The 23,328-nt window shown below is 44.5% G+C and carries 21 protein-coding genes and 1 riboswitch; of the genes, 8 read left to right on the top strand and 13 right to left on the bottom strand.

What is annotated here, in order from left to right; genetic code table 11:
- The first annotated feature begins 62 nt into the window (after positions 1 to 62).
- The gene (locus tag AB2J24_RS01940) at positions 63 to 1,166 is read left to right on the top strand and encodes a cobalt-precorrin-5B (C(1))-methyltransferase (RefSeq protein WP_367384506.1); all 1,104 of its coding nucleotides are present in this window, start codon (positions 63 to 65) and stop codon (positions 1,164 to 1,166) included.
- Positions 1,166 to 1,843 (top strand): cobalt-precorrin-6A reductase, encoded by a 678-nt coding sequence (locus AB2J24_RS01935; RefSeq protein ID WP_367384231.1) that lies wholly within the window; start codon positions 1,166 to 1,168, stop codon positions 1,841 to 1,843. The genes AB2J24_RS01940 and AB2J24_RS01935 overlap by 1 nt, the downstream gene beginning before the upstream one ends.
- A 7-nt stretch (positions 1,844 to 1,850) precedes the next feature.
- On the opposite strand, the gene cobM is transcribed toward AB2J24_RS01935, so the two are convergent.
- From cobM to AB2J24_RS01875, 12 genes are all read right to left on the bottom strand, one after another.
- Positions 1,851 to 2,633, bottom strand: a complete 783-nt coding sequence (gene cobM / locus AB2J24_RS01930) for a precorrin-4 C(11)-methyltransferase (RefSeq protein WP_367384230.1) — start codon at positions 2,631 to 2,633, stop codon at positions 1,851 to 1,853.
- Complete coding sequence (cobJ, locus tag AB2J24_RS01925) at positions 2,633 to 4,456, bottom strand: precorrin-3B C(17)-methyltransferase (protein WP_367384229.1); 1,824 nt, start codon at positions 4,454 to 4,456, stop codon at positions 2,633 to 2,635. Before cobJ ends, cobM begins: the two co-directional genes overlap by 1 nt.
- Complete coding sequence (gene cobI, locus AB2J24_RS01920) at positions 4,453 to 5,202, bottom strand: precorrin-2 C(20)-methyltransferase (protein ID WP_367384228.1); 750 nt, start codon at positions 5,200 to 5,202, stop codon at positions 4,453 to 4,455. The genes cobJ and cobI overlap by 4 nt, the downstream gene beginning before the upstream one ends.
- A complete protein-coding gene (cbiE, locus tag AB2J24_RS01915) occupies positions 5,199 to 6,425 on the bottom strand; it encodes a precorrin-6y C5,15-methyltransferase (decarboxylating) subunit CbiE (RefSeq protein ID WP_367384227.1) in 1,227 nt (408 codons plus the stop codon). The genes cobI and cbiE overlap by 4 nt, the downstream gene beginning before the upstream one ends.
- Positions 6,418 to 7,059 carry a precorrin-8X methylmutase gene (locus tag AB2J24_RS01910; RefSeq protein WP_367384226.1) on the bottom strand — a complete coding sequence of 214 codons (642 nt, stop codon included), beginning with the start codon at positions 7,057 to 7,059 and terminating at the stop codon, positions 6,418 to 6,420. Before AB2J24_RS01910 ends, cbiE begins: the two co-directional genes overlap by 8 nt.
- Entirely contained in the window at positions 7,060 to 8,160 is a 1,101-nt protein-coding gene (locus AB2J24_RS01905) for a sirohydrochlorin chelatase (protein ID WP_367384225.1), read from the bottom strand.
- Positions 8,157 to 8,396, bottom strand: a complete 240-nt coding sequence (locus AB2J24_RS01900) for a DUF6732 family protein (protein ID WP_162652569.1) — start codon at positions 8,394 to 8,396, stop codon at positions 8,157 to 8,159. Before AB2J24_RS01900 ends, AB2J24_RS01905 begins: the two co-directional genes overlap by 4 nt.
- Positions 8,397 to 8,683: 287 nt before the next feature.
- Positions 8,684 to 9,316, bottom strand: a complete 633-nt coding sequence (gene cobO / locus AB2J24_RS01895) for a cob(I)yrinic acid a,c-diamide adenosyltransferase (RefSeq protein WP_367384224.1) — start codon at positions 9,314 to 9,316, stop codon at positions 8,684 to 8,686.
- A gap of 2 nt (positions 9,317 to 9,318) precedes the next feature.
- The gene (gene cobN, locus AB2J24_RS01890; RefSeq protein WP_367384223.1) at positions 9,319 to 13,059 is read right to left on the bottom strand and encodes a cobaltochelatase subunit CobN; all 3,741 of its coding nucleotides are present in this window, start codon (positions 13,057 to 13,059) and stop codon (positions 9,319 to 9,321) included.
- A gap of 8 nt (positions 13,060 to 13,067) precedes the next feature.
- Complete coding sequence (gene cobW / locus AB2J24_RS01885; protein WP_367384222.1) at positions 13,068 to 14,147, bottom strand: cobalamin biosynthesis protein CobW; 1,080 nt, start codon at positions 14,145 to 14,147, stop codon at positions 13,068 to 13,070.
- Positions 14,148 to 14,149: 2 nt separating this feature from the next.
- Positions 14,150 to 14,668, bottom strand: coding sequence for a bifunctional adenosylcobinamide kinase/adenosylcobinamide-phosphate guanylyltransferase (gene cobU / locus AB2J24_RS01880; protein WP_367384221.1), 519 nt, complete (start codon positions 14,666 to 14,668; stop codon positions 14,150 to 14,152).
- 128 nt (positions 14,669 to 14,796) lie between these two features.
- Positions 14,797 to 15,180: riboswitch (cobalamin riboswitch) on the bottom strand.
- Between the two features lie 39 nt (positions 15,181 to 15,219).
- A complete protein-coding gene (locus AB2J24_RS01875) occupies positions 15,220 to 16,683 on the bottom strand; it encodes a cobyric acid synthase (protein ID WP_162652574.1) in 1,464 nt (487 codons plus the stop codon).
- Between the two features lie 375 nt (positions 16,684 to 17,058).
- Here AB2J24_RS01875 and bmt point away from each other — a divergent pair, with 375 nt between their 5' ends.
- Entirely contained in the window at positions 17,059 to 18,096 is a 1,038-nt protein-coding gene (gene bmt, locus AB2J24_RS01870; RefSeq protein ID WP_367384220.1) for a betaine--homocysteine S-methyltransferase, read from the top strand.
- Positions 18,097 to 18,133: 37 nt separating this feature from the next.
- Here bmt and AB2J24_RS01865 read toward each other — a convergent pair whose 3' ends face one another.
- A complete protein-coding gene (locus tag AB2J24_RS01865; protein ID WP_367384219.1) occupies positions 18,134 to 19,786 on the bottom strand; it encodes a trimethylamine methyltransferase family protein in 1,653 nt (550 codons plus the stop codon).
- 214 nt (positions 19,787 to 20,000) lie between these two features.
- Here AB2J24_RS01865 and AB2J24_RS01860 point away from each other — a divergent pair, with 214 nt between their 5' ends.
- The 5 genes from AB2J24_RS01860 (at position 20,001) to AB2J24_RS01840 (ending at position 23,301) form a co-directional block, all read left to right on the top strand.
- Positions 20,001 to 20,702, top strand: a complete 702-nt coding sequence (locus AB2J24_RS01860) for a corrinoid protein (protein WP_367384218.1) — start codon at positions 20,001 to 20,003, stop codon at positions 20,700 to 20,702.
- A 22-nt stretch (positions 20,703 to 20,724) separates the two neighbouring features.
- A complete protein-coding gene (locus AB2J24_RS01855; protein ID WP_367384217.1) occupies positions 20,725 to 21,330 on the top strand; it encodes a DUF1638 domain-containing protein in 606 nt (201 codons plus the stop codon).
- 163 nt (positions 21,331 to 21,493) lie between these two features.
- Positions 21,494 to 22,141 carry an exopolysaccharide biosynthesis protein gene (locus AB2J24_RS01850; protein WP_162652579.1) on the top strand — a complete coding sequence of 216 codons (648 nt, stop codon included), beginning with the start codon at positions 21,494 to 21,496 and terminating at the stop codon, positions 22,139 to 22,141.
- A 30-nt stretch (positions 22,142 to 22,171) separates the two neighbouring features.
- Entirely contained in the window at positions 22,172 to 22,945 is a 774-nt protein-coding gene (locus AB2J24_RS01845) for a formyl transferase (RefSeq protein ID WP_367384216.1), read from the top strand.
- Positions 22,946 to 22,998: 53 nt separating this feature from the next.
- On the top strand, positions 22,999 to 23,301 hold the full coding sequence (locus tag AB2J24_RS01840; protein ID WP_367384215.1) for a virulence factor: 303 nt from the start codon (positions 22,999 to 23,001) through the stop codon (positions 23,299 to 23,301).
- Positions 23,302 to 23,328: the final 27 nt, after the last annotated feature.

Genomic DNA, 23,328 nt, shown 5'->3' with positions numbered 1-23,328 from the left:
CATCCGGTGGAAAAGAATGATATCGACAAGAAACAGATGAATCTATGGTATTATCACCAATAATGACTGCTGATGAAAACAACAAAGACGGGACAAGACAGTTACAACGCGGTTGGACGACTGGCGCCTGCGCGACAGCGGCCACAAAAGCTGCATTGACAGCCCTCATTACTGGCGAATTTCCTGACCCTGTCGCAATCCTTTTGCCGAAAGGTGAAGTCCCACACTTCCCTTTAGCGATGGAAAGTCTTGGTGAAGGCTATGCAGTTGCGGGAATAATAAAAGATGCTGGTGATGATCCGGATGTAACGCATGGCGCCATGATCATCTCCTCGGTCAGGCCTATGCCGCCAGATAGCGGCATCGTATTCAAAGCTGGCGAAGGCGTGGGGATAGTCACAAAAAGCGGCTTACCTATCCCAAAAGACGAGCCTGCAATTAATCCAGTGCCACGCAAAATGATGACAGAAATTGTCGAAGAGATTTGCACCACCTATGGTCTTCCGGCAGATGTCGAAATCAGAATTTCCATACCCGATGGTGCAGAAATTGCAGAAAAGACATGGAACCCTAGATTAGGGATTGTGGGCGGCCTCTCTATATTGGGAACAACAGGTATAGTTCATCCATTCTCGTGCTCGGCATGGATACACTCCATTCATCGCGGCATAGATGTCGCAAGAGCAGAAGGGCTTGATCATGTTTTAGGTGCTACAGGTTCAACGTCGGAAAAAGCTGTTCAAGATTTATATGGTCTTCCAGATATTGCGTGTTTGGACATGGGTGATTTTGCAGGAGGATTACTAAAATATATCCGCAAACATCCGGTACCAAAACTGACAATTGCAGGAGGTTTTGCAAAGATAACAAAACTTGCACAAGGATCGATGGACCTACATTCCTCCCGAAGCCAAATAGACATGAACTTCCTGGCAAACATTGCATTGGAGGCGGGATTGAATCAAGATCTTAAAAGCACGATTCTAAGTGCGAATACCGCTCTCGAAGCCTTTGAAATAACAAAAGAAAACAACATTGATATAACAACACCGATCGCAACATTGGCCTCCAAAAATGCAAAAGATATGCTGCGAGATGCGCCAATTGAGCTGGAAGTTATTATTGTTGATCGACAAGGAAACATTATTGCTAAAGAGGTATTGTAATGGAAACCATTCTAGTCCTTGGTGGCACAGCGGAAGCCGTTACAAAAACACAAGAACTCATCGGCGAGAACACCAATCATAACATCATATATTCTCTTGCAGGCCGAACAACAGGTCAACCAAAACTCAACTGTGAAATTCGCATCGGCGGTTTTGGCGGGATAGATGGATTAATCAAATTCATCGCTGAAAACAATGTGACCAAAATCATAGATGCAACACATCCCTATGCTTTGCAAATTTCAAAAAACGCGCGAGCGGCTTCAAATAAAAAGAACATTACATACAACTCACTCTTGCGGGCAGAATGGGAAAAACAAGACGGTGATAATTGGGTAAACGTCTCATCAACATTGGAAGCTGCAAAAACCATCCCCAACATGTCACGTGTATTTCTGGCTCTTGGAAAACAATATATTGATGTTTTCCAAACACGTACAGATTGTTACTTTGTCATCAGAATGGTTGATAACCCGGAAGTGGAGCTGGGTTTCAAATCCCACAAGTTGCTAACTGGGCGACCAAGCACATCGATTGAAGAGGAGATTACACTCCTTAGAGAAAACGAAATCCAGATCATCATATGCAGAAACTCCGGCGGCGAACAATCCTACCGCAAGATTATAGCGGCAAGAGAATTAAGCATACCGGTGATCATGATCAACAGGCCGGACTAAAATAAGACTACGCCCCTGCCCTGCTCTTTTTCTTCCCTACATTTCGCAACACATGACTATATTCAGAATTATATAAATCTGAATCTCTAAAATTGACATCGCCAAACACTTTTCCAACCATAACCAAAGCTGTACGCGTAATCTTAGCCTTGCGTACATCTGCCTTCATATTCTCCAGCGTAGTAAAGATATACTGCTCGTCAGGCCACGTCGCACGATATGCGACGACCACAGGACAATCCAACCCATAATAAGGTTCAAGTGAATTTTTGATATAATCAAGATTACGAATAGAAAGATGGATCGCAAGTGTTGCTTTAGATTGACCTAAAATCTCAAGTTGTTCTCCATCCGGCATGGATGAGGCTTTCATACCAGTTCTGGTAATAATGACTGTCTGTGCTATTTCTGGCAAAGTCAATTCTGTCGAAAGTTTTGCCGCAGCGCCCGCAAAAGCCGGCACGCCCGGAATAACTTCATAAGCTATATTTAGCGCATCAAGCCGACGCATTTGTTCTGCCGTTGCACCGTAAATAGCCGGATCGCCTGAATGCACACGCGCGACATCTTTGTCCTCTCTATGCGCTTTTTTGATGTCATCAATAATTTCGTCAAGGTTCATCGGCGCAGTATCTTTAACAAGCGCATCCTTTGGAGCAGCCTGCACAATCTCTTCTGGAACCAACGAACCCGCATAAAGACAAACGGGGCAGCGCTCGATGAGCTTTAACCCGCGCACAGTAATCAAATCAGGCGCACCAGGCCCGGCACCAATAAAATAGACTTTCATTATTTCTCACCCATTGAGGAACCACTTTTACCGGAATATCCGCGCGGTGTATAAACCCATGTTTTACCATCGCCTGTATTGATTGTTCGACTTTCACTCGAACCAACAATCACGACAGTCAGCATATCAACGTCATTGATGTCCAAATCGCCAAGTTTAACAACGCGTACATTTTCACCTTCGCGTCCTAAATTAGTGGCCAACACGACAGGTGTGTCATGTGGTCGGTCAGCAAGCAAACGATCCCGCGCCCACGCAAGTTGAGTGCGGCGTTTGCGTGAAACAGGATTATAAAATGCGATAACAAAATCGCCCATGGCGGCAGCGCTCACACGTCGTTCAATATCTTCAAGCGGTGTTAGAAGATCCGAGAGTGAAATTGTACAAAAATCATGTCCAAGTGGTGCGCCGATACGAGCCGCAGCTGCCTGCAATGCCGAAATCCCCGGAGACACCGCGATCTCGATTCGTTTTGCATCTGGCGTTAATCCGTCTTCACCGTCAGCCTTATCCAACAGCTCAAAGACAAGCGTTGCCATCGCATAAATTCCAGCATCACCTGAGCAAACAAGGGCAACATCTTTGCCCTCTCCCGCCAGCTCCATAGCGTGGCGAACGCGAGCTTCTTCCTTACCAAGATCAAAGTCATGACGGGTCTTACCGTGTGTAAGCGGACCTAACAAATCGAGGTAAAGTGAATATCCGACAAGGTCTGTCGCCATACAAACATATTGTGTTACCTCTGGTGAACGCCATGCGTCATTTCCTGGCCCTATCCCAACCACAAATAATCGACCACGTTGCTTCCCTGTTTTTGATGTATCCACAAACACATCTGAAGCTTGCCCAATAGCCAATGTCGCTCGCTGGCTCTTTTGCTTAGCCACGATCAAATCGCCGTCGCCTCCAGAAGCAGCCAAAGCTGCGCCTTCCGCCACGCCGTAAACGCCAACCTCACCAAAAACAATGTCAGACGGAGTTTGCAATCGATCCGTCTGAGCAAGTAACTCATCCGAGTTATAGAATTGCGCTGGGCAGTCAAACCGTCGCGCCAATGCGTGAATTGCAGCTTCATCCGCCTTTAAATCAATTGATGAAACCATACCGATGGCAGCTTCGGAAAATCCATTTTCATTCATCGTCGCTTCGGCAAGCTCTATGAGTTCGTCCGCACTACAACCGCGTTCACAGCCCACGCCAAGAACCAGACTCTTTTTGTAATAGACCAGCTCTAATTCCTTGGGATGACTCAGTTTTTGTGTAACCGTAAGCTGAACTTCAGCACCATCTTCAAACGCCAATTTACTTTCTCGAAGCCATTGTGCATCTCCCACTAAATCAACATTCGCACCATTTACCAACGCTGCCATTACATTTTTTGTGCTCTCGGGATTCGTCAATACATACCCCTTGGGAGGATTATCAAGCGCTACACCAAAATGGAGATCACCAGCAGTCGTAATAGCTGCGTGAGCGCCTAAATCATCTGCCAATACTCTAGCCATTTCGTTTGCACCATGATGACCACCCAGTAATGGCACCACGCTCGACGCATCTTCTGCAACCACCAGAACAGGTGGTTCACTAATCTTGTTTTTAAGTAATGGAGCCAACAAACGCGTAACGGCACCAATTGCCATGACAGCAACAATCGGGCGTCTGGCTAGGAAAAGTTCAGCTAGATGCTCCTTTACATCTCCAAAAACAACATCCGCGCTTAGGACTCTTTTCTCAAATCCATGAATTTCGCCGGAAGTGCTTTGCTTAATTTTCTCTGCCACTGCCATTGCAGACGAGGACAGAATTATGATTGCAGGCTTCATTGTAAACGTTCCGCCTCTTTCTCTGGTATAGGTAAGTTAGAGACCCAATCTTCAGCACCTTTGTACATCAAGATCATTGAAAAATAGGGAGCAACTTCAGTGGGGTTCACCGATGCCAACGGCATGATTTTTTGTGTAGGAAGACTGATCCGCTCCAAGTAACCACAACAATCTATCAGTTTGGCTTTGGTCAACAGACTATGAATACGCTCAAAGTGGCGGCCAATCTTGATAATGGATGCAGCATCACAACTCTTTAGTTGGCGCGAGATATCTTCATCTGGCAAAGGTGCAGGAATAACAGTCAGCACATCATTTCTAGCTGCAAGCGGCCTGCCTAACGCAGATGCTCCTGCCATCATTGATGAAACGCCTGGAACAACCTCACATTCGAATTTATCTGCAAGGCGTTCATACAAATACATAAATGAGCCGTAAAAAAACGGGTCCCCTTCACACAAAACAACAACATCGCGGTCATGCCGCAAATGCTCAGCGATTTTGTGAGAAACAGCATCATAGACCTCCTGTGCAGGAAATCTTTCAACACGCATTGGAATGACAATGGGAATTTCGCTCTGATCTTCCGATATAAATGGCGCTGCGATCTGTCGGGCAAAGCTTTCACCATTGTCTGGCGCTGGATAGGCTACAACAGGGCACTCACGCAATATGCGCAATGCTTTCAACGTCATTAACTCGCTATCACCCGGACCTACGCCAATTCCATAAAGTGTGCCGCTCATCGGTTAGCCCCTTTTAATACTGACCATATCGTAACTGGCATAAAAGGTTTCCAACCGGAAAAACGACCAACTGGCACAGCCCTTGCAATTTGCATACGAACAAGTTCACCACCGTATTTTTCATGTAAGGCGATCAACTTCGCTTCGCTTTCAACAGTCACAGCATTTGCTACAAGCGGCTTGCCTTCATCCAATGCGGACCAACAGGCATCAAACACGCCTTTATCCGTTAAACCACCGCCGATAAATATGGCATCGGGCTTTTGTAAACCTTCCAAACTCGCAGGTGCTTCGCCTTGAACCAACTGCAACTTTGGCACACCCAAGTTCTTTGCGTTCGCCAAAATCATATCACAGCGTTCAGTATTTTCTTCAATTGCAATTGCACAGGCACCATGTGAAGATCGCATCCATTCAATTGATACTGAACCGCACCCTGCTCCAACATCCCACAGGACTGCATTTTGATATGGCATTAAAAACGAAAGTACGACGGAACGGACTTCTCGCTTTGTTAGCTGACCATCATGCTCAAACGTTTCATCAGCCAAGCCAGGAACTCGCGATAGGACAGGTGCCGAAACATCAGCCTCACATGCGATGGCAAGAATATTGAAATCAGCAAAGCTATTCAGTTCCGCCGAGATTTCAGAAGCTTTAAATGCCGTAATCTTTTCGCACTTTCCGCCAATATGCTCAAGAACCGTAACCCGAGATGAACCAAATCCACGAGCAACTAATAATTTCGCAACTTCAAAAATTGTCCTCTCATTTGACGTTAAAGACAATATCTTTGCCTTTGGCACCAGATGTGTATGAAGCCCCTCCACTGCGCGGCCATGTAGTGATATTTGGGCTGTATCCTGTAGCGGCCACCCCATCTTTGATGCTGCCAGCGAGAAGCCGGAAGGCGATGGTACAACAACCATCTCATCCGCATCAAAAAAACGCCGCAACGTGGCGCCGATCCCAAAATGCATAGGATCACCAGTTGCCAATATAGTGGTTGGTGTACCGCGTCTCTGCTTTATCAATATAATTGTTTCAGAAACACCAAATGTCCAGGGGATAATATCACGATCACCTGTTTCAATTTCTTCGAGAACGCGCGCAGGCGCAATAACGGTTTCAGCTGCTTCAAACAGTCTCGTTGCTTGGCCGCTTAAGCTGTCTAAACCATTATCGCCTATACCGATTATGTAAAGCCAGGGAGTTCTAACCATTGTTGTTCAACCCACCAGCTAGTGCATTTACCGTAGCGGCGGCCATTGCAGATCCTCCACGACGACCAGCAACTGTAACAAAAGGCACGCCACGTGGGTTGGCAGCAAGTTCGGCCTTTGATTCAACTGCACCGACAAAACCAACAGGCATGCCAATGATTAAAGCCGGTTTTTCACAACCTTCATCCAAAAGTTCCAATAATCGAAAAAGAGCTGTTGGCGCGTTGCCTATGGACACAATCGACCCTTTAAGCTGATCTTTCCACAAATCAACCTGAGCCGCTGATCTCGTCGTATTTTTCTTCTGCGCAATATTCGGAACATCTGGATCATTCACCAAACAAACAACCTCATTTTCCGATGGTAACATGCGAGGGATAATGCCCTTTCTAACCATCTCAACATCACAAAAAACCTTAGCACCGTTTTCAAGTGCATTGCGTCCGCTAGTAAATGCATCTTTTGAGAAGAAAACATCATCAGCAATATCAACCATCCCGCAAGAATGAATCAATCTGATAACCAGTTGATCCAACCCTTTGCCAAACCTGGATAAATCCACTTCCTGCCGTATAGTTTCAAATGACTTTCGATAAATTTCGGCAGGGTTTCGCTCGTATGACAAAGAAGACATTTATGTCTTCTTTGTCATTGAAACGGGTCCGTGTGGATGATCTGCGTGCGGATATGGATGATGATGGTGATCATGACTATGAGTATGGCCATCATCATGAGAATGATCATGTGAATGTATCGGTGTAAACGGAAGATTATGCTTCTCACAAAATTCCTGATCGCGGCAAGAGGCATCGCAATCGCCATTACACGGGCAATCTTCTAAACCACCGCCAATACCCTCGACATGATGATGATGGCTTTCCTGCGGCAGTCCCACTTGATCCTCAAAGCCCAAAACCTGCTCACGATATTTACAAAGCTGGCAATTCATCAATGCCTGCCCGACTTTTACTTCTTCAACCCGGTCTTTAAATGTATCCAGGACAAGCGAATGGTCATTGAGATAACCGGCCTTCACAAATTGAATATCAGGGTTTAGTGCCGCTACCTCATCGGTGTAGCTAAATATACGCTTGACCAAAACGCCCGTAAAAAGAAAATACGGGAAAACAACAATACGTTTGTAACCAAGCTTCGCTGCATGTTTAAGGCCAGGTGCGACGAGTGGAAATGTTACACCAGAATAGCAAGTATCTGCCCACCCAAAGCCCAATCCTTCCCAGAGCATCCGCGTGATCTTGGCCACATTTGAGTTGGCATCAGGATCAGATGAACCGCGCCCGACAACCATGAGAAGTGTTTCGTGCTTACCCACTTCACCATGCTCTTTATTTGCAGCTTCCACCGCTTCTTCAACACGCGCACCTGCTGCGCGGATCATCTTGAGATCTACACCAAGTTCACGACCATAATTTATAACCATACCGTCGTTCTGCGCTTGATAAGTGTTAAGTACAGAAGGGATATCATTTTTTGCATGCCCGGCAGCAAATAGCATTCCCGGAACTGCCAATACACGGGTAACACCTTGTTCACGAAGCTTATCCAAACCATCTGAAATAACCGGATTACAAAATTCCAGATAGCCATATTCAACGGGCGTATCAGGGTAGAGTTTTTTCAAACCCTTGGCGACAGATGAAAACTCTTTTGCGGCATTCTGATTACGACTTCCATGGCCACACACCATGATGCCGATTTTTTCTTGAGCGCTCATGCTGTTTCTCCAGTTTCACCGCTTGCAGTCTCTTCCGACGATACATCGTCTTGCTCGTTGTCCACCTCAGTGTTCTTTTTGCCTTTGACCAGAGCCGCAGCAATAGCGATTGCTGCAACACCAGCAGCAATTCCCACCCAATGGGCGTGCCCGGCCAATTCACCAGCATGCCCCATATGGGCGTATGCAGGTTGAGCTAAAATAATGAGTCCAGTCGTAATTGATAGAATGCGCATCGGCATCTCCTTGTGTTTCATCATTTGATGCACGAGACGCCGAAACTGAAAACAGCTTCGATGATCGATAGTTCTGGAATTGGCCCTTGGTTTAAGTCAGCCGCACCGGAATTTCTTTCAGCCCTTCAAAGGGCACCACCGTACATACGTTTGTTATCTATAATTTTGTATTCTCTCGGTCAAACAATTAAGCCCAAAATACATAAAGTATTGACCAGTTTTTTGACCTCATTCAATCCCAATTCTGAAGTACCGGTATTCCAGCACCGGAAGCTATAAACCCTCCCCTAAAACTCCACACCGACCTGTGCTTTAACGCCCGAACGGAACGGGTGTTTGATCATTGTCATTTCAGTTACCAAATCGGCAGCTTCAATGAGTTCATCCTTGGCATTCCGGCCAGTGATAATAACGTGCTTCATTTCAGGTTTTTGCTTTAAAAACTCAACGACTTCGTTAATATCAAGATAGTCATAACGCAGCACAATATTCAGCTCATCCAGCAAAACCATATGGGTACTGTCATCCATAATCATCTCTTTAGCGCGTTCCCACGCTTGCTTGGCAGCCTCTATATCACGCTGACGGTCTTGGGTTTCCCACGTAAAACCATCACCCATCGCAGTAATTTGAACTTGATCAGGAAAGGCTTCAAGAACTTTGCGCTCTCCAGTTCCCCATTTACCTTTCACAAATTGAACGATACCGACATTCATATCATTACCTAGAGCACGAAAAATCATACCAAAGGCAGCTGTTGATTTACCTTTACCCTTACCCGTATGAACCATCACAAGACCTTTTTCGATTGTCTTGGTCGCAATTATCTTATCGCGTGCGGCCTTTTTCTTCTTCATCTTTTCCGTATGGCGCTCGTTGAGCTGCTCTTCGGTCATGTTATCGGTGATTTTACCCGCCATGCTTAACTCCCATTTCCATCTAGTTTCGCCATCTCGTTGAGCTGGAATTTCGCTGAATTACTTTTCGGTTGCCATAGATTTCGATCAATGGCTTCTAAAAAGCGATTTGCCATTTCTTTCAAAGCTTCCGGATTATTATCTTCAATAAATTGCCTGACCTCATCGTCAACCAAATAGGCTTGATACACAAGTTCAAAGTGATGATCTCGTACGGCACCGGTTGTTGCAGCGAAGGCAAACATGTAATCCAGCGTTGCCGCCATCTCAAAAGCGCCTTTATAGCTATGACGCATAATACCAGAAATCCATTTTGGATTAACAGCTCGTGCACGCACCACACGTGAAATTTCCTCATCAAGCGATCGAATGACTGGTTTTTCAGGTCTTGAATGATCATTGTGATAGATCGATGGTTTCGTACCAGATACTTTTTCCACCGCAGCGGTTAAACCACCCTCAAACTGATAATAATCATCACTATCAAGCAGATCATGCTCGCGGTTATCCTGATTTTGAACAACTGCTTCAACGGATTTCAAACGAGTTTCAAACAAATCACGTTCAGATTTTCCATCTTCATTTGCACCATAAGCATAACTTCCCCAAACCATATATGCTTCGGCAAGATCATCCTTAGACTCCCAACCCTTCTCATCGATGAGAGCCTGTAAACCAGCGCCATATGCACCGGGTTTCGAACCAAATACACGGTAGCCTGACTGCTTCTTGGCATGTTCTACGCTAACGCCCTGTGCCAATAAGGCCTGCTCCTCTTCCTTCATGCGAAAAGCAATTGGATTATCGGCAGCATCTTCGTCAAGTGCGCCAATTGCACGAACAGCGCGATCAATCAATGCAATTTGATCTGGAAATGCATCTCGGAAAAAACCTGAAATTCGGAGCGTGACATCTACCCGTGGGCGACCAAGCTTGGCCAAAGGTATGATTTCGTAACCAGTCATTCTGCGTGAGGCCATATCCCAAGTTGGCCTTGCGCCCATCAGTGCCAAAACTTGCGCTAGATCATCACCACCTGTGCGCATATTGGACGTGCCCCATGCAGTGATGCCAAAGCTTGTAGGCCAATTTCCATTATCTTGGACGTAGCGCGCAATCAAAAGCTCGGCAGATTTTTTGCCAAGCTCCCATGCAGTCGGCGTCGGCAATGAACGACTATCAACGGAATAAAAATTCTTGCCCGTAGGCAAAACATCAGGACGTCCGCGTGTTGGCGCACCAGATGGGCCGGGAGGTACGAACTTTCCATCCAACGCAGTTATTATATTACTGATCTCATTTTTGCCGCTATCAATTACACTTTGCTTCAATCGATTCTGCGTTTCTAACAAAACGATATCTGTATTCACCCATTGTTCGGCACACTCAGTTCTGCCAGATACTAAGTCTGCTGCGAGTAGCTCTATCCGCTCGACTGTGTCACCATTTGATCGCCAATTTTCCGAACTCACGTTGTTGAGCGCATCAGGGCGATGTCCATCCCATGTTTTTGAAAAATCACAATCCAGTGGATCAAAACCATGCCCAAGTTCAAGGTCAGTAGCAATTGCACGATGAAGACTTTTATCTTTTTCGCCTTCTCCGCGCGGCAATCTCGCAAGCGCCACTGTCAAATCCTCAAGCAATCGATTTTGTGGTGCAACACCAAAGATATGCAGCCCATCGCGGATTTGCATCTCCTTCATTTCACAAAGCCACGCATCCAATTTCTCCAACGCCAGATCATCATTAGCGTCATTTTCAACACCCACATCTTTCGCAATATCGGTATCTTGCATCAGTTCAAAAATCTTCTTCTTGAGCAATTTTAAACGTCGAGGATCGTAACCAGAAGCAAGATAATACTCATCAACTAACGCTTCCAAATCTTTGAGTGGACCATAGCTTTCCGCACGCGTAAGCGGAGGTGTAAGATGGTCAATTATCACGGCAGATGTTCTGCGCTTTGCCTGTGTCCCCTCACCCGGATCATTGACAATAAAGGGATAAATATTTGGAACAGCTTTCAAGATTGCAGCAGGATAGCAGCTCTCAGATAAAGCTAAAGCCTTGCCGGGCAACCATTCCAAATTTCCGTGTTTACCCATGTGAACAACAGCATGTATCTTGGCGATTTCTCGTAAGTAGATGTAAAAAGCAAGATAGCCATGAGGTGGAACAAGGTCTGGGGAGTGGTAACTTTCTTTAGGATCGATATTATACCCACGTGCTGGCTGGACACCGATCAAGGTCTTACCACAGCGGATAAATGGGAGCTCCAGCTTTCCATTTTTAAAGAACGGATCATCTTCTGGAGAACCCCATCTTTGTTGAATCTCATCACGAACGGATTGAGATAATCCGTTGAAGTGATTCATATATTCATTAAGCTCAAGCACAACTTGAACATCTTGAATCACTTTGGAAGAATTTGTCTTACCCCCTTGAAGGGCATCCATCAGGTCGAGCGATGTTTTGGGGTATTCGCCCACATCATAACCATTGGCCTCCATAGCACGAAGCACTTCAATAACACTTGCAGGCGTATCTAAACCTACACCATTTCCAATGCGCCCGTCTTGGTTTGGATAGTTTGCTAGTATCAGCGCAATCGCTTTATCATTTGGCTTGGCATGCGCTAACTCTGCCCATGATTTAGCTAGATCCACAACATGCTGAATGCCGTATTCATGCGGTTGATGCTGAACAATATTCGCTTGAACATTCTCATCATAATGATCTGCCGTTTTAAACGAAATCACCTGAGCAAACACACGACCATCTACTTCTGGCAATGCCACATTCATTGCAAGATCCTTGGACCCTAACCCTTGTGATGATGCCTCCCAAGCTTCAATATTCCCGCCCGCTAAAACAGCTTGTAAAACTGGGGCACCGTTTCTCTCGAGCACTGTAGCGGCGTAATCATTGCCTGGCTTTGAAACCGCAAATCCTGTCGCATTAATCACCACGTTTGGTGGCGTTTGACGAAAGAGATGCAAAACAACATTTTGTGAAAATTCCTCTTTCAAACTGGATACATATATGGGAAGCGGGTTTAACCCGGCTTCCCGCATCTTCTTAATCAAAGCATCGATTGGTGATGTTTGTCCGCTTTGTATAAGCGCGCGATAAAAATTGATCCCTACAATCGGAGCGCCTTTGATCCAAATTGATTTAAGCTTATCTAGGGTTGGTTCAGTTTCTTGCGGCCAATATAATCCAGCTTTTAGTAGCGGCGCAGCGGAAACAGGTCTTGTTCTATCTTCAAGTAGCGTTTCACAATATTCTACAAAACCTGCTGCATTTTTTGCGCCACCCTCAATGAGGTATCGCCACAATGCAGCTACGTCTTCACCTGAAACATTGCAAAACCGATCTAGTTCCGGATCCGGTTTGTCATCACCTGGAACAACGACTATCTTGATGTTGTTGTTGCTCGCAGTCGCATAAAATGCTTCTAGTGCATGGGAGAAATAACCCGCACCACCAAGTGCACGAATGACAATCAGCTTGGCATGTTTAGCGGTATTTTCAGCATATGTGTCAACTGACATTGGATGCGTCAGCTGCCCAAGGCTAGCCAGTCGCCAATCCAAATTAGCAACACCATTAACAGCATTTGCAATACTTGAATTCTCAGTGTCTGCTGCTGAAAGGAAAATCACATCTCCCGGAGATTGACCAAGATCAATGGCCTCATCTCCGTCAGATATTGTTCCTTTTTGCGCTAAGAGAAGATGCATGATTTAACTCAGATCAATCCCTTGATTGCAGAAGCAATTTTTTGTTGCTCGATATCATGCAAACCAATGACCACGAGTTTAGAAGACTTCTCTTCATCAGCATTCCACAGACGATCAAAATGCTGATCAACACGCGCACCTACGGCTTGGATAACGAGGCGCATGGCTTTGTCTGGAACATGAACAATACCTTTGAGCCTAAGAATACCATATTCCTGGATCAACTCGCTGAGACCGACACAAAACTCCTCTGGCTTTTTAACCACACCAAGTTCAACCACAAAGCTTTCAAATTCATCATGGTCATGATGGTGGTGGTGGTGTTCATGATCATCGTCAGAATGTTCATCATGGTGATGTTTCTCATGATGTGATTTGCGAGTTGCCAGATCGTCCTCAGAACCAACACCAAGCCCAAGCAGTACATCTGATGGGACAATACCATTGCGCGCTACGACAAAGGCTGGTTTACGCTCAATAGAATTTTGTACCGATGCTTTAACCTGATCAAGTTTGATCTCATCAATGAGATCAGCTTTATTTAGGACAATCATATCCGCCGCCGTAAGCTGGTCTTCAAATAGCTCCTCTAACGGGCTTTCATGATCCAGACTTTCATCTTCCTGGCGCTGCGCATCTAGTTTATCATGATCATGGGCAAACCTGCCATCAGAAACAGCGGCACTGTCTACCACAGTCACAACCCCATCAACGGTTACTTGCGACTTTATTTCAGGCCAATTGAATGCGGCAACAAGCGGCTGTGGTAGCGCAAGGCCTGACGTTTCAATTACGATATGATCTGGCCGCTCTTCTCGCTCGAGAAGCTTCTCCATTGTGGGAATGAAATCATCAGCAACCGTGCAACAAATACAGCCATTTGTTAGTTCAACAATATCTTCCTCGGTGCAGTTTTCAGCTCCGCACCCTTTCAACACATCACCATCAACACCCAAGTCACCAAATTCATTGATAATGAGGGCGATTTTCTTGCCGTCGGCATTTTGCAACATCGATCGAATGATGGTTGTTTTACCTGCGCCAAGAAAGCCTGTGATAATCGTTGCAGGAATTTTAGATTGTAGCATGTTCAGCCCTTTAATTTGGATGGCAGTCCGGCGGTGAGAAAATATACCTCATCAACTGCTTGAGAAATTTTTTGGTGCAAAAGACCAGTATGATCAATAAATTCGCGTGCCATTTTGTTATCTGGTACAATGCCTTGTCCGACTTCATTTGAGACAAACACAACTGGCACTGAGAGAGTTTTGAGAACATCAATCAGCTCATCGCTCGCTGCTTCTACGTCTTGCTCTTCCATCATGAGGTTTGTAACCCACATCGTTAAGCAATCAACGAGAACAGGTTGTTTTTGATCATTCAATATCTTGAGTTGATGCGCGAGCTCAATCGGTTCTTCAAAGCCCAACCACTCATCCCCGCGACGTACTTTATGTTCATTAATGCGATCACGCATCTCATCATCCCAGATGCGTGCGGTTGCAAGATAGCTGCATGAAGGCGCAAGGTTAAGTGTCAGTTTTTCAGCAAACAAAGACTTGCCAGACCGAGCACCACCAAGCACGAAATAATGTCGTGCGATAGACATTTTCTAACGACGCATAATAGCCAGCATGGGCCCAGGCCATGCTTGGTTTACAGACGCATTTATAGAATATAATACATTTCCCACTCAGACAGCTCCCCGTGTCTTCAATGGCCTGACATACATCAAGCCTGTTTCAGTTCCCTTCTGGCAGGTCTCCTGGCTCACGTATTTCGACAGTTTCCTGTCATCAGCACACCCTTACCTTCCCAATGTTTGGCTTCGATCTAAATCGAATACCGGCGTCTGGGCGAGGAACGATTCGTAGAGAAAGAGGCGTTCAACCCGTGTTATCCCAGTTGCCCATCAGTGGTTTTTTCGAAATTTGCCATTGAACCCAATTCATCAATATGAATTTACAAAGCTCTTAGCCAAACAACGAAGGGGTGCCTACTCGCTCTACAGTCGCGGGATCGGCTGTGATTAAAGTCCTCGACTTGAGTCAACTTCCTCACATTCCCTTTTAATTTTGCTTTGCACCTTGCAAAACAAAAACCAAATGGTGAGCGATTGTTAAGCGCGCATTCAGTGACTGTCAATTGGGTAATTTGATTTTATGATGAAGTTTCTGCAATCTTCAGTAAAGCATCGAAATCTACAAGTTGTTCGAGTTCATTAGCAATATCATCTAATGCTACATCTACCATCTCAGTATAGTTTAGCTCAGATTGCATTATGCCGAAGTGGTTCAAAAACGCATGGCGAAAATCATCTTCGGTAAACAGGCCATGTAAATATGTGCCAAAGATCAACCCATCTTGTGTAATAGCGCCCTCGCCTCGCTCACCCACAAACGAAAACGGTCGCAAGCAATCCGGGCCAGTTGTTCTGCCTATATGGATTTCATAACCATTTATATCTTGACCAAAAAACTCCGAACGCGCATCAGTTTTCTGAGTAACTTTTTCAGGTTCCATGATGGTTTCAATATCTAGAAGACCAAAACCGTCTATTTCAGAAATGTCACCTTCAATACGATCAGGATCAAAGATTTTTCTGCCAAGCATTTGAAAACCTCCACAAATACCGAAAACTGAACCACCTTTTTTCAGATGCTCCCGAAGCTGAACATCCCATCCCTCAGACCTTAGATAAGTTAAATCAGCAATTGTCGATTTTGTTCCTGGCAGGATAATAATATTAGCATCGCCGGGTATAGCTTCCCCCGAACTGATGAACTGCACGTCAATATTCTGCTCTGCAATCAACGGGTCAAAATCATCAAAATTAGCCATCCGTGGAAGTCTTGGAATCGCTATTTTAAACTTACCTGATGTGTTTGCGCTCATTCTATCGAGAACAACTGAATCTTCAGCGGGCAATTTAGCAGCTGCTTTAAGCCACGGAATAACACCATAGCTCAGCCAGCCTGTGAACTTGTGTATTGATGTTAAGCCATCATCGAAAAGTGACACATCCCCTCGGAACTTATTAATCAAATACCCTGTAATCATATCGCGATCTTTATCCGGCAAAATCTGATATGTGCCGACAATGGAAGCAATGACACCTCCACGATCGATGTCGCCGATAAGTATAACCGGGACATTCGCTTCTGTTGCAAATCCCATATTTGCGATATCACCATCTCGCAAATTTATTTCAGCAGGTGACCCGGCCCCCTCCACCAATATCAGTTCATACTCTTGAGATAGCTTTTCAAAACTCTCCAATACGCACGTCAATAATTTTGGTTTGACCGATTTATACTCGCGAGCCTTCGCCTGCCCCCAAACTTTGCCATGAACTACAATCTGACTTCCTGTTTCTGATTGAGGCTTTAACAGAATTGGGTTCATGTGAATTGATGGTGACACACGAGCCGCAAGGGCTTGTAGCCATTGACCGCGGCCAATCTCGCCACCATCATCGGCAATCGCTGCATTATTCGACATGTTCTGTGGTTTGAATGGCGCAACCTTAATGCCACGATTAGCAGCAAGACGGCAAAGACCGGCAACCAACACGGTTTTACCAACATCCGAACCCGTACCCTGAAACATAATTGCTTTAGCCATAATCGCTGAATAACACCCGCAAAGAAAAGAGGGAACGAAAAATTGTGGCTCATAAAGAAAAACCGCGTCAGCTCAAAAAGCTGACACGGTTTTTTGCCAAAATACGCAGGCACTACAAAATACGCATGTAGTTACTAGCACTTCGGTACGCAGTACCTGATCCGAAGCGAGCAAATTTTAAGTTTGCTGGAGGTAGTTCTACAGCAACATCGTTACCGGAAAGTTATTGAAAGACTAAGCGAATCTTAATTTCGCATTTTTTCTGGTTAACTCGCAAAAAAATTTCAAACAAAAATCTGACAAAGCGAGTTTAACACTATTGCAATGATATAAAGACATGTTTATATCTTGAAATGATTTGAAAAGGCGTAATCTATGACCAATACATCTAATCCTATAACTGACCTGATCGCGGAAAAAGGGATCTTGATGGCTGATGGCGCCACAGGCACAAACCTATTTGAAATGGGATTAGAAGCAGGCGAAGCGCCTGAACTTTGGAATGAAAGCGCACCGGAAAAAATTGAAAACCTACACAAAGGCTTTGTTGATGCTGGTTCAGATATCATTCTTACAAATTCATTCGGCGGAACGCGTCACCGTTTAAAACTTCACCATGCGCAAGACAGAGTGTTTGAACTCAATAAAGCTGCAGCTGAAATTGCAACAAAAATTGCAAAGACAGCAAACAAACGTGTGATCGTGGCTGGTTCCGTTGGACCAACTGGGGAGTTGCTGGTTCCATTAGGCGCGATGACCTATGACGAAGCAGTCGCTGCATTTGTTGAACAACTGGAAGGTTTGAAGGCTGGTGGCGCAGAAGTTGCATGGATTGAAACAATGTCAGCAACGGACGAAATTCGGGCAGCGGCAGAAGCAGCAGTGAAACTTGGTATGCCTTATGTTTACACCGGTTCATTTGACACTGCTGGTAAAACCATGATGGGTCTTCATCCTAAAGATATACACAACGTCGCCGGTGACATTGGCGATGGCCCTGTCGCAGTTGGCGCAAACTGTGGTGTTGGAGCCTCCGACATTTTATCATCTCTACTTGATATGACAAAAGCTGACCCTGACGCAGTTGTTGTTGTTAAAGGCAATTGCGGCGTCCCAGAATTTCGCGGTAGTGAAATTCACTATTCCGGCACACCAGCATTGATGGCTGACTATGCTCGCCTTGCAATTGATGCCGGCGCGAAAATTATTGGCGGCTGTTGTGGCACTTCATGCGACCATCTCTCAGCTATTCGCGGTGCAATTGATAAACATAACGCCCCGGCTGACGGATTTACAAAACGACCAACTATTGAAGAGATCGTTGAACGCATCGGACCAATGAAAAATCAAGCTGCGGCTGATGGTGCTGATGCGCCAGCTCGTCCCCGTCGCAGTCGTCGTAAGGTGAATTAATTCGCTATCGTTTTTAACTTACTGAGCACTGATTAACCTACCGCGCAAACTGCCTAAAAACATCTCCCCACATATTATCATGCAGATGATTGGCAGCAATCGCCTGGCAATCAGCCTCTTTAAAACTGCTATAGTTTGATTTTGGCATTTGAGCACAAACTTCTCTCTTTGATTCAATAAAATCGCGCAAAGCCTGATCAATCCTGAGATCAAGCGGCGGTTGCTGATAATTGTCTAGCCACAATTTGCAAATTACATTCGCGCGCGCTTCAGAAGTCTTAGCACCATCGGCATTCCATTGTTCAAAAATGCTATTGTCCGAAAGAATTGAACCATTATCAAACTTTCTAAAATTATCCTTGGTGTGACGACTCCCTAAAAAACTACCAGAAGCTATTCCGTCTGAAATCGTATCTTCGCTATCACCAAAACCGATGAATTCGACGGAAGAAACACGCCTTTGAAGCAATGAAAGCTGGTCAGAATCGGTAATAAATTTCTGATAAGAAGCGACTAACCCACCTTCCAATGAGCCCGCACCACATGAAATAATATTTGCCCCACTGGAAATTGATGCGATTAATCCGTTATGAGCCTCCAATGTTGCCTGTGAATCCAACGCTTTTGAGCCGGTTATTCCACTCACTGCCCTAAATGGCACACCTAGTTTTCTTGCAATTTGCCCAGCGCACTGCATAAATTGACCGCCCTCAGGAGAGCTGAACGATAGCGTTCCTGTCTGCATGGAAGCAACGGCAGAAAAAACACCAAAAACAACGGGAGATCCCGGCCTAACAATTTGTGTAAATGCAGCTCCGGCAAAGAACTCTGCCGTAACTTGCACCAACGCATCAAAAATCGACATTGGACAGGTAATCCCCAGAAGCGCCATTGAGGTAATAACCGAAGCTTGATTTGACGAAGCATAGACCCGCAAAACATCAAGAACATTCTGCTCGAATTTTAGCGGTGATTGAACATTGACTTCAGCCAACAAAACCTGATGGTTTTCTAAAAACTGCTCACCGAAAACAATCTTTGCGATTTCAACCGAGTGCAAAGCCTCCATCTGCGAACCGACAGCACCGCTAAAAGATTTATCCGAATATTTTATGTGCGCATATAAAGAGCTGAGATATCGCTCACGTTTATCAATGTCTGATGCCTGACATGGAGTAAAACCTTGCGCATGAACACTTGGCGAAACGTGTGCCAGTTTTATAAAATTTTCTAAATCATTCTGTGTTGACTGCCGTCTGTCACCGTTTAAATCTTGGACAAAATGTGCGCCTGACGATAGTGTAAAAGACGATGTGTCGCCACCAATTTCCAAAGAGTACTTTGGATTACGTGCATGATGGGTAAAAGTTCTTGGCGCGTTGGCCAGAAGTTTTTGACACATCCCTTTTGGAAAATAAATTCGCCCATCTCGTTGTTCAGCTCCCGCATCAGTCAAGATGGTAAGAACTTCGCCATCAAGGCCAAAATCCACACCAAGATTCTCTAAGACAGATAATGCACGCTCCTCTACAAGCGGCAATGTCGCACTATCTATGAGGTTCAAACCTTTGACAGCTTGCTTCAATGAACCAAAATAAGGCTCAATCACTTGATTTTTCTGCTCTCCGCGACGCGCCTTGGAGCCACCAGTTCGCTTACGCGCATTTTCATTGTCTTTTTTAAGATTCATTATTAAATCAAACATCATTTTGCTAGAAATTGCCAGCCGTTATTGATATAAATAGCAAGGTAATTTCGTATAAGTCTCAAGCCATTTCAACGGTGCAGAATAAATTAGAAAATTAATGCAAGCTCTTGATAAACGTTAGTTAAATTAACAAAGCCTTTGCACTTATATTAGATAATAATATCTCACGAAAGCAAGACACCAAAGAGGATCTCCCATGTCTGAAGAAGAAGAAATCATACTCTCTGAATTGCCAGATGATGAGCTGGTTCTCCAGATGCATGACGACCTTTATGATGGGTTAAAAGAAGAGATACTCGAAGGAACGCAATTGCTTCTTGATCGCGGCTGGGAACCTTACGATGTTTTGACCAAATCCCTCGTTGCAGGCATGGCAATTGTCGGTGAAGATTTTCGTGATGGTATTTTATTTGTGCCAGAAGTATTGCTAGCCGCAAATGCAATGAAAGCAGGAATGGGCATTTTAAGACCACTTCTTATTGAAACTGGCGCACCGAAACTCGGCAAGATGGTGGTTGGCACCGTTAAAGGTGACATTCATGATATTGGCAAAAATCTTGTCGGCATGATGATGGAAGGTGCAGGCTTTGAGATTGTTGATCTTGGCATCAATAATCCTGTTGAGGACTATATCGAAGCACTGGAAAAAGAAGATGCGCAAATTCTTGGTATGTCCGCGCTTTTAACCACAACCATGCCCTATATGAAAGTTGTTGTGGATACACTGGTGGAAAAAGGCATCCGTGATGATTATATAATTCTTGTTGGCGGCGCGCCACTTAACGAAGAATTTGGAAAAGCCGTTGGCGCTGATGCTTATTGTCGCGACGCTGCTGTAGCGGTGGAAACTGCAAAAGAGCTTATGGCACGTAAGCATAATACTCACGCCTCTGGATAAATAGAACTACGAGAAAACCGTTATGAAACAAAGCAATAACACAAAAATAAGAGTTATTGCTTGCGGTGCCTTAGCACGTGAAATCCTAGCCGTTTCAAAGTTGAATGAGCTAACGCAAATTGATTTAGACTGCTTACCCGCACAATGGCATAATAATCCTGAGAAAATAAGCCCGGGCGTAAAAGCAGCCATAAAAAGGGCGCGTACTGAAGGGTTTACAGATATATTCATTGCCTACGCTGATTGTGGTACCGGTGGAGAATTGGACAGGGTCTGCAAAGACGAAAACGTCAAGCGACTTCGCGGCCCACATTGTTATTCATTTTTCTCAGGTAATCTGGAATTTCAAAACCGCTGGGACAATGATATGTCAGCGTTTTTTCTCACTGATTTCTTGGCTCGACAATTTGAAACACTCATCATCGATACCTATAAATTGAAAACGCATCCAGAGCTCGTTGAGATGATGTTTTCCAATTACAGCAAGCTTATTTACCTTGCTCAAACCAACGATGTTAATCTAGAAGAAAAAGCCAAAGACGCTGCTAGGTTTCTGGGGTTAGAATATGAGTATCGCTTCACAGGATATGGTGATTTAATCAAAGAACTCAATGAATTAGAGCAGTAAAGTACTGTTCGTTCAATTATCTATTTACCTTTTATTTTAATAGAAGATTTACGACGAAGCCAAGATAAGCAATGTAAACTTTCAATTTACTATACCGCATAACCGAATCCTCAATAGCTTTGTGTTCTTATCGTCATATAAAAAATATAAGATGGGACAGGGCATGGATGTGGCAATTACAAATAGCGCAATTACAAGTGTGACACAGGTGAATACTGAAGAAAATTGCGAAGAACTTTCAGTAACACTGCAAAATTTGGCAGATAACGCCACAGAGAATGTGAGTGTGAAACAAATATGCGAAGCGCTGGGAGATCGATCATTCGGTGCCTTTCTCCTCGTATTTTGCCTCCCAAATCTTGTCCCCCTTCCACCTGGATCATCAGCCATTCTGGGCATTCCACTAATCATTATTTCATTTCAAATTCTTGCAGGTCATTCGCAAATTTGGCTACCGAAACGATTAGCTGAATACAGCCTTAGTAAAGATAGTTTCCAATCTATGATTGGTAAAATCATTCCACATTTTAAAAAAGGCGAATCCTTTGTCAAAGAGCGTTACTGGCCAATAAATCTGGCGCTAGGTGATAAACTATTTGGCCTGTTTAGCCTTATTTTAGCAGTCGTCGTCACGATTCCTATTCCATTGGGGAATTGGCCACCTGCATTTGCAATTGCCTTTCTTGCAGCTGCCTATACAAAACGCGATGGGATTATGCTTTTCATAGGAACACTCCTTGGAATCGGCTCACTGATCCTTGCCGGTTCAGTTATCTTTGCAAGTATTGTTATTCTAAAGCACGTTTTTTAATCGACGACATATACCCGCTATGTAATGAATATGAGCAAGTCAGAGCAAAAAATTTTATATGTAACAGCGGGCGGGGACGCACCATATGCCCTCGCCAATCATATATATAGAACGCATCCCAACCTCATTATCGCACGTGAAAAAGTACAATCTAAAGCTGCCATAACATATTCCAGAGCCAGATCTAAAGGCTGGTTGAAAGCGCTCGGACAACTTGGCACAATGGTCTTCTCTCGTATGGGAAAATCTGTCTTTTTCAGAGTTTACAAACGTGAAATATCGGAGCGGAATCTTGATGTTAAACTAGACCGTAATATCGATATTGTAGACATTTCCACACCCAATTCATCAGAGTTTATTGATTTGGTTAAAACACTGAAACCAAACATAATATTCCTTTCAGGGTGTCGAATTATCTCACAAGAAACACTGACTGAGATCGATATCCCTATCTTAAATTATCATGCCGGGATTAATCCAAAATATCGAGGTATGTTCGGCGGCTATTGGTCGCGCAGAAATGGTGATGTAGATAATTATGGAACGACAGTACATTTGGTAGACGCTGGAGTTGATACTGGCGATATTTTGTACCAAAGCATCATTCCCATTAAGGGGCATGAAACCATGCTCACGGATGCCATTATCCAAGTCACTCATTCAATGGACATTTCACTTAGAGCTATTGATGATGTTTGCAATAATAAAATAGTTGTGAAAGATGTGAACATCCCATCTCAGCTATGGTTTCAACCAACACTTTGGTCTTATATCTGGTGTGGTATTACCAAAAATATTTGGTAACCCAATAATCTTGTTCATCTAAGAACACTCATCACATAATATAAGAGAGAACAATGGCCAGCTGCACAATCCTCTATTGGAGAGATATTCCCGCACAAGTTATCGTTAAGAAACGCAGAAATGCAGCTAAGAGAGAACTATCTCTCAGATTTACGGAAGCAATTGACATGTGCGCTATGCGAACCGGCGCAGCTGAGAGCGAAGACTATCTTGCTGAGTGGCGCAAGGGCGACCCTGTTGAGGTTTCAGATAACTTAGAACAGGAAGCTGAACAGGCCGCAACCGCGCTCGAAGCTGAATACACGAAGGATATACTTGTTGCATTGGTAAATTCTGAAGGCTGGGCAAAGAAATAGATGATTGACATGACGGTCGATCTTCCA

The sequence above is a fragment of the Lentilitoribacter sp. EG35 genome, assembly GCF_040784015.1.
Classification (GTDB): Bacteria; Pseudomonadota; Alphaproteobacteria; order Rhizobiales; family Rhizobiaceae; genus Lentilitoribacter.
The sequence above is the reverse complement of the archived record's forward strand: the minus strand, read 5'-3'. Positions and strand labels throughout refer to the sequence as shown.

Excerpts from the sequence above, each read along its gene's own strand:
- AB2J24_RS01940 (WP_367384506.1), top strand. The coding sequence starts at position 63 with ATGACTGCTGATGAAAACAACAAAGACGGGACAAGACAGTTACAACGC.
- AB2J24_RS01935 (WP_367384231.1), top strand. The coding sequence starts at position 1,166 with ATGGAAACCATTCTAGTCCTTGGTGGCACAGCGGAAGCCGTTACAAAA.
- cobM (WP_367384230.1), bottom strand. The coding sequence starts at position 2,633 with ATGAAAGTCTATTTTATTGGTGCCGGGCCTGGTGCGCCTGATTTGATT.
- cobJ (WP_367384229.1), bottom strand. The coding sequence starts at position 4,456 with ATGAAGCCTGCAATCATAATTCTGTCCTCGTCTGCAATGGCAGTGGCA.
- cobI (WP_367384228.1), bottom strand. The coding sequence starts at position 5,202 with ATGAGCGGCACACTTTATGGAATTGGCGTAGGTCCGGGTGATAGCGAG.
- cbiE (WP_367384227.1), bottom strand. The coding sequence starts at position 6,425 with ATGGTTAGAACTCCCTGGCTTTACATAATCGGTATAGGCGATAATGGT.
- AB2J24_RS01910 (WP_367384226.1), bottom strand. The coding sequence starts at position 7,059 with ATGTCTTCTTTGTCATACGAGCGAAACCCTGCCGAAATTTATCGAAAG.
- AB2J24_RS01905 (WP_367384225.1), bottom strand. The coding sequence starts at position 8,160 with ATGAGCGCTCAAGAAAAAATCGGCATCATGGTGTGTGGCCATGGAAGT.
- AB2J24_RS01900 (WP_162652569.1), bottom strand. The coding sequence starts at position 8,396 with ATGCGCATTCTATCAATTACGACTGGACTCATTATTTTAGCTCAACCT.
- cobO (WP_367384224.1), bottom strand. The coding sequence starts at position 9,316 with ATGGCGGGTAAAATCACCGATAACATGACCGAAGAGCAGCTCAACGAG.
- cobN (WP_367384223.1), bottom strand. The coding sequence starts at position 13,059 with ATGCATCTTCTCTTAGCGCAAAAAGGAACAATATCTGACGGAGATGAG.
- cobW (WP_367384222.1), bottom strand. The coding sequence starts at position 14,147 with ATGCTACAATCTAAAATTCCTGCAACGATTATCACAGGCTTTCTTGGC.
- cobU (WP_367384221.1), bottom strand. The coding sequence starts at position 14,668 with ATGTCTATCGCACGACATTATTTCGTGCTTGGTGGTGCTCGGTCTGGC.
- AB2J24_RS01875 (WP_162652574.1), bottom strand. The coding sequence starts at position 16,683 with ATGGCTAAAGCAATTATGTTTCAGGGTACGGGTTCGGATGTTGGTAAA.
- bmt (WP_367384220.1), top strand. The coding sequence starts at position 17,059 with ATGACCAATACATCTAATCCTATAACTGACCTGATCGCGGAAAAAGGG.
- AB2J24_RS01865 (WP_367384219.1), bottom strand. The coding sequence starts at position 19,786 with ATGAATCTTAAAAAAGACAATGAAAATGCGCGTAAGCGAACTGGTGGC.
- AB2J24_RS01860 (WP_367384218.1), top strand. The coding sequence starts at position 20,001 with ATGTCTGAAGAAGAAGAAATCATACTCTCTGAATTGCCAGATGATGAG.
- AB2J24_RS01855 (WP_367384217.1), top strand. The coding sequence starts at position 20,725 with ATGAAACAAAGCAATAACACAAAAATAAGAGTTATTGCTTGCGGTGCC.
- AB2J24_RS01850 (WP_162652579.1), top strand. The coding sequence starts at position 21,494 with ATGGATGTGGCAATTACAAATAGCGCAATTACAAGTGTGACACAGGTG.
- AB2J24_RS01845 (WP_367384216.1), top strand. The coding sequence starts at position 22,172 with ATGAGCAAGTCAGAGCAAAAAATTTTATATGTAACAGCGGGCGGGGAC.
- AB2J24_RS01840 (WP_367384215.1), top strand. The coding sequence starts at position 22,999 with ATGGCCAGCTGCACAATCCTCTATTGGAGAGATATTCCCGCACAAGTT.